2 protein-coding genes are annotated in these 4,148 nt (G+C 70.2%); both read right to left on the reverse strand.

The window, feature by feature from the left end; genetic code table 11:
• Positions 1 to 3,133, reverse strand: a 3,133-nt coding sequence (locus NHG85_RS06070; RefSeq protein WP_253330757.1) for an efflux RND transporter permease subunit, incomplete at its 3' end; no start/stop codon positions are given.
• Positions 3,130 to 4,148 (reverse strand): efflux RND transporter periplasmic adaptor subunit (locus tag NHG85_RS06075; protein ID WP_253330759.1); only part of this gene is annotated, 1,019 nt, incomplete at its 5' end. The genes NHG85_RS06075 and NHG85_RS06070, both read right to left, overlap by 4 nt.

A 4,148-nucleotide genomic window follows, 5' to 3' on the forward strand; every position in this document is an offset into this window, starting at 1 on the left:
GGCGCAGCGCGCGGGTGGCCCGGCCCAGATCGGCCTGCACCGCGATCAGCGCCGGCACCACCAGCAGCACGAGGAACATGCCGAAGCCCAGGCCATAGACCAGCGTGATCACCGTCGGCTTGAGGAATTCCGCCTGGATCGAGCCCTCGTAAAGCAGCGGCGCCAGCCCCAGCACGGTGGTGGCAGTGGTCAGGAAAACGGGGCGCAGCCGGTCCGCAGCACCATCGACGATGGCGGGGGTGAGGCCCCGGCTCTGCGCATGATCGTCGATCGTGGTCACCAGAACGATGGAATCGTTGATGATGATCCCGGTCATCCCGATCAGCCCGACCACCGAGAAGAGCGACAGTGGCACCCCCCATGCGACATGGCCGTAAATCGTGCCGACCAGCCCGAAGGGGATGATCGCCATCACCACGAGCGGCCGGGTCCAACTCGCGAAGATCCAGGCCAGCGTGAGGTAGATGCCGATCAGCACGAGATAGAGGCCGAGCCTCGCGTCCGAGAGAAAGGCGCGCTCCTGCTCGGCCAGTCCCGACAGCGCGGTCGAGACGCCGAACCGGCTCTCGATCTCGGGCAGGATGTCCTCGGCGATGCTGCGGTTGATCTCGGCGGCGCGCGCAGGATCGCCGTCATCCATGCCGCCGGTGACCGAAATGAGCAGGATCCCGTTCTCGCGCCTAAGGGTTGAAAACCCGGTCGAGCGGGACACGGTGACGATATCGGCCAGCGGCACGTGATCGCCCGCCGCCGTGCGGATGAGCGTGCGCGACAGGAAATCCGCCGTCAGCTCGGCCTCGGGCAGCTCGACCCTGATGGTCGCGGTGCGACCGTTTTCGGGAAAGCGCGCCGCCTCTATGCCCGAAAGCCGGTCGCGCAGCGTCGCACCCAGCGCCTCGATCGAAAGGCCAAGCGCCTCGCCGCGCGGGGTCAGTTCGAGCACCAGCTCTTCCTTGTCATAGGCCAGCGTGTCTTCGAGGCCGGTCACTTCCGGGAATTGCGCCAATCGGGTCTTGAGCGCCTCGGCGGCGGATTTCAGCACCCCGGGCTCCGCGCCCGAGATCTGAACGTCGATCGCGTCGCCGCCCGGCCCCGAGCCCCAGCTGCGAAAGCTGATGGTCTCGACCAGCGGGTTCCGGCTCGCGCGCTCTTGCAGCATCGAGGTGAATTCGCGCGAGGAATAGGGGCGCAGGTCGGCGTCGATCAGGCTCACGGTGATCGCGCCGAGCTGCCATGGCTCCTTAGTCTCGACGCCAGACAGCCCGCGCCCGGCGGTGCCGCCGATCTGAGCGATCATGAAGGTGATCGGATCGCGCCCGTGCTCGGCCTCCAGTTCGTCGGCGATCGCCCGCGCGGTGCGCTGCAGCTCGCCCATCACCGCGCGCCCGTCCTCGCGCGTCGCACCCGGCAGCATGGCGAAATTGCCGGTGACCGAACCCTGCTCGGGCGCCGAGAAGAACCGCCACTGCACATCGCCGCGCATGAACAGCGCCGCCTGCGAGGCCAGCGCCAGAAGCGCCAGCGCCAGCACCGGGTAGCGCGCCCGGACCACCAGCCGCATCAGCGGGCGGAACAGCCTGTCGCGCAGCCACGCGAAGCCGAGGTTCACCACGTGGCTGGGCCAGTCGTACCACGGGCGGCGGTGGCCGAGCCGGATCGAATGGCTCAGGTGGTTGGGCAGGATGATGAAGCATTCTACCAGAGAGGCGGCCAGCACCGCGATCACCGTGAAGGGAATGTCGGAGATCAGGTCGCCGAAGCGCCCGCCGATGATGACGAGGCCGAAGAAGGCGATGATCGTGGTCACCGTGGCCGAAAGCACCGGGTAGAACATCCGCCCCGCCGCGCGCTCTGCGGCGACCACGGGCGGCTCACCCAGCCGCCGGGCGCGGAAATCGGCATGCTCGCCCACCACGATGGCGTCATCGACGACGATGCCCAGCGTCAGGATCAGCGCGAAGAGCGAGATCATGTTGAGCGTGAGCCCGCCGAAATACATCAGGGCCACCGCCGCCGACATCGCCACCGGGATGCCCGCGGCCACCCAAAAGGCGGTGCGCGCGTTGAGAAACAAAAAGAGCAGTACCACCACGAGGGCGAGGCCGATGAGCCCGTTGTCGAGCAAGAGCGCCAGCCGCCCCGAGATGGCGTCGGCGGTGGAATTGGTGAGCTCTATCGTCGTGCCCGCGGGCAGGGTCGCCTCCAGCTCGCGCGCGACCTCGGCGGCGGTCTGCTGCAGGGCGATGGCGTCGCCCTTTTCGCTGCGGCTGACGCGCAGCTGCACGGCCGGGTTGTCACCGATGAAATAGGCGCGGTCGCGGTCCGCGCCGAGCCGCGTCACCCGCGCCACATCGCCCACCGTCAGCGTCGTCCCATCCGCCTCGCGGCGCAGCACAACGCCCGCCACCTCCTCGGCCGTGCGTTTCTCGGTCCCGGTGCGCACGCGCTGCGCGCCGGCCACGTCGCCCGCCGGATCGGTGGTGACCTGAGTGCCGATCGCGGCGGCAATGTCGCTCAGCCCGATGTCGTGGCGAATGAGCGCGATCGAGGGCACCTCGACCACCAACTGTGGTGCTGCGACGCCGAGCACGCTGGTGCGGGTGACGCCGCGCGCAAAGAGCCGGGTCGACAGCTCATCGGCATAAAGCGCGAGCTGATCGACCCCCACGGGGCCGGAGATGACGATATCGGTGACCCGGTCGGACCAGCTGCCGCGCCGGAATTCGGGCTCCTCCGCGCCCTCGGGCAGGCCGGTTACCGCGTCGATCGCGGATTGCATCATGTCCTCGGCTTCGGCCATGTCGGTGCCGGGCTCGAATTCGACGCTGATCGAGGCGCGCCCCTCGCTCGACCGCGCCTCCGAAGCGGTGACGCCCTCGACCGCCAGCATCGCGGGCTCCAACACCTGCACCACCGCGCGGTCGACATCCGCCGCGCCTGCGCCGCTCCACGTGACCGAGACGCTCAGGCTGTCGCTCACCGTGTCGGGAAAGAACTGCGCCCGGATGCGTGGCATCGCCATCAGCCCCAGCGCCAGCATCACCACGAGCACGAGGTTCGCGGCGGTGCGATGCCGGGTGAAATAGGACAGCAGCCCGCCCAGGCTGCGCGACAGATGCGCCTCGTCCCTCATCCGCCCATCCGCCCTTCGAGCCGGTCGACGACCTCTGCCGGGACCTCCTCGGCCTCGAGCTGCTTGATCAGCCGCGCGCGCGCCTCGGCGGGCATCCGGTCGCTCGCCTCGACAAAGGCCATGAGCCGGGCCCGCCGCGCGTCGTCGAGCGCAATCATCTGAGGCGCGGTCTCCGGATCGGCACCCGGATCGGCGGGGGTGTCGCCTAGCCGTCGCACCTTGATCCCCGCGCCCAGAAGCGGCGTGCGCCGGGCCACGATCTCGCGCCCCGCGAGATCCCCCGCCGCGATCAGCACCGCGTCGCCCTGGGTGCGCAGCAGCTCGACCGCGACGCTTTCGAGTCGGTCCTCGGGCCCGATCACCAGCACCGTGCCGTCCGCCCCGAGCGCCGCCGCCGGGATGGCGGCCACGTCGTCGAGGGGCGGCTCGGTGACGATGACGGTGACGAAATCGCCGGGCCTGAGCCCGGGCGCACGGTCGAGCGCGGCGTAGATCAGCCGACCCGTCTGCCCCTGCGCCACCACCGCCGCCTCGCGCACCACGCGCCCCGCACCGGTCAAAGGCAGCCCGTCGACATCGAGCCGCACGCTGACCGGCGCGCCCGCGATGCGCCCCGTGCCGCCCAGAAGCCGGGCGTATTGCGTGGCCGAGATGCGGAAGGCCACCTCCAGCGCGTCGGGATCGACCAGCACCGCAAGCTGTTCATTGGCGGTGACCCGGCTGCCGGGGCTGATGGCGACCTCTGTGAGCTGCCCGTCGAACGGCGCGGTGATGCGGGTGTTGGCAAGGTCGCGCTCGGCCTCGGCGACGGCGATGTCGGCGCGCGCACGGCGCGTCGCGGCCTGATCGATGCGGGTTTCGGCCTGGGCGATGGCCTGCCTGCGGGTCAGCACCGCCTGCGCCGCCGAAGAGGCCGAAAGCTCCGCTGCCTCCAGCTCGGGCGCCGTGCCGATGCCCCGCTCCTGCAGCCCGCGCTGCCGGGTCAGCGCCTGCTCGCGCAGCACCGCCTGCGCCT

The sequence above is a fragment of the Limimaricola litoreus genome (genome assembly GCF_024159025.1).
GTDB classification, from domain to species: domain Bacteria; phylum Pseudomonadota; class Alphaproteobacteria; order Rhodobacterales; family Rhodobacteraceae; genus Limimaricola; species Limimaricola litoreus.